The 531-nt window shown below is 55.7% G+C and carries 1 protein-coding gene; it reads right to left on the bottom strand.

Annotation, left to right across the window (positions count from 1 at the left end; genetic code table 11):
- Positions 1-113 precede the first annotated feature (113 nt).
- Positions 114-531, bottom strand: a 418-nt coding sequence (locus Xedl_RS20055; RefSeq protein ID WP_208605116.1) for a DNA topoisomerase, incomplete at its 5' end; no start/stop codon positions are given.

Here is a 531-nt window from a genome sequence, read left to right on the forward strand (position 1 = left end):
GCTACGGGAGTTTTACAGCCACCCGGAGGCGATCGTTGCAGGCTCACCGATCATTTAAGAAACAGGTTAATTCTTAAAGCATCCTGTCAGGGCGTCAATTAACAACCAGATCTTCATGTCCGTTGATTTGCCCGCCGGGCTTTGCGCGATTGGGTGACCGCTTTGTCATTCAGCCTGCCTTTACAGGCCGGATAGTTCACGCAACCCCAAAACGGCGTGGTTTTTCCCTGCCGTTGCCGCATCCGGCCACCACAGTTCGGGCAGGCCGGGGTTTTCGGCAACGTCAGATGCAGCGGCTGCGCCTTGCCCCGCTCGACTAAATGCACAAGCCATTGCGCCTGTTTTTGCATAAAAACTGCCAGCGATGCTTTGCCCTGCGCAATATCTTCCAGCGATTGTTCCCATAACGCGGTCATCCCCGGATCGGTCAGCACCGCCGGCAGCCCGGCAATCAGTTCCTGCGCCAAGGGCGTTGCGTGGATCGCTTTCTTTTTCCGCTCAATCAGCTGGCGTTTAAACAACGTATCCAGA

The sequence above is a fragment of the Xenorhabdus eapokensis genome, from assembly GCF_001908105.1.